The organism is Kitasatospora saccharophila, from assembly GCF_039529925.1.
Lineage (GTDB): Bacteria > Actinomycetota > Actinomycetes > Streptomycetales > Streptomycetaceae > Kitasatospora > Kitasatospora saccharophila.
Map to the genome: position 1 here is coordinate 1679 of NZ_BAAANS010000131.1, position 1641 is coordinate 3319.

At 57.6% G+C, this 1641-nt stretch carries 1 rRNA gene (running past one end of the window); it reads left to right on the forward strand.

Annotated elements, in window-relative coordinates:
* Positions 1–63 precede the first annotated feature (63 nt).
* Positions 64–1641: ribosomal RNA gene (locus ABD345_RS39630) — 23S ribosomal RNA — on the forward strand (it continues 1627 nt past the right edge of the window).

A 1641-nucleotide genomic window follows, 5' to 3' on the forward strand; every position in this document is an offset into this window, starting at 1 on the left:
GTGGTGTCGGGTTTGGGTGTCTGGTCGTTGTTTGAGAACTGCACAGTGGACGCGAGCATCTGTGGCCAAGTTTTTAAGGGCGCACGGTGGATGCCTTGGCACCAGGAACCGATGAAGGACGTGGGAGGCCGCGATAGGCCCCGGGGAGCTGTCAACCGAGCTTTGATCCGGGGGTGTCCGAATGGGGAAACCCGGCAGTCGTCATGGGCTGTCACCCATACCTGAACACATAGGGTATGTGGAGGGAACGCGGGGAAGTGAAACATCTCAGTACCCGCAGGAAGAGAAAACAACCGTGATTCCGGGAGTAGTGGCGAGCGAAACCGGATGAGGCCAAACCTTGAGCGTGTGAGACCCGGCAGGGGTTGCGCTCAGGGGGTTGTGGGAAAGTTCTTCAGTCGTCTGCCGGCGGCTGGGCGAGTCAGAAACCGTATGGGTAGTCGAAGGACATGCGAAAGGTCCGGCGTAGAGGGTAAGACCCCCGTAGACGAAATCTGTACGGCTCGCTTGAGCTTCTCCCAAGTAGCACGGGGCCCGAGAAATCCCGTGTGAATCTGGCGGGACCACCCGCTAAGCCTAAATATTCCCTGGTGACCGATAGCGGATAGTACCGTGAGGGAATGGTGAAAAGTACCGCGGGAGCGGAGTGAAATAGTACCTGAAACCGTGTGCCTACAAGCCGTGGGGGCAGTCCTTCGGGGCTGTGACTGCGTGCCTTTTGAAGAATGAGCCTGCGAGTTTGCGGTGTGTAGCGAGGTTAACCCGTGTGGGGTAGCCGTAGCGAAAGCGAGTCCGAATAGGGCGTTTGAGTTGCATGCCCAAGACCCGAAGCGGAGTGATCTAGCCATGGGCAGGTTGAAGCGCGGGTAAGACCGTGTGGAGGACCGAACCCACCAGGGTTGAAAACCTGGGGGATGACCTGTGGTTAGGGGTGAAAGGCCAATCAAACTCCGTGATAGCTGGTTCTCCCCGAAATGCATTTAGGTGCAGCGTCGCGTGTTTCTTGCCGGAGGTAGAGCACTGGATAGGCGATGGGCCTTACCGGGTTACTGACCTTAGCCAAACTCCGAATGCCGGTAAGTGAGAGCGCGGCAGTGAGACTGTGGGGGATAAGCTCCATGGTCGAGAGGGAAACAGCCCAGAACACCGACTAAGGTCCCTAAGCGTGTGCTAAGTGGGAAAGGATGTGGAGTCGCAGAGACAACCAGGAGGTTGGCTTAGAAGCAGCCACCCTTGAAAGAGTGCGTAATAGCTCACTGGTCAAGTGATTCCGCGCCGACAATGTAGCGGGGCTCAAGCACACCACCGAAGTCGTGTCATTGCAGCAATACTCCCAACGGAGGCTGTGATGGGTAGGGGAGCGTCGTGTGCCGGGTGAAGCAGCCGAGGAATCGAGTTGTGGACGGTTCACGAGTGAGAATGCAGGCATGAGTAGCGATACAAGAGTGGGAAACTCTTGCGCCGATTGACCAAGGGTTCCTGGGTCAAGCTGATCTGCCCAGGGTAAGTCGGGACCTAAGGCGAGGCCGACAGGCGTAGTCGATGGACAACGGGTTGATATTCCCGTACCCGCTTTGAAGCGCCAACGTCGAACCAGGTGATGCTAAGGCCGTGAAGCCGGCCCGGAGTCTTCGGACGATG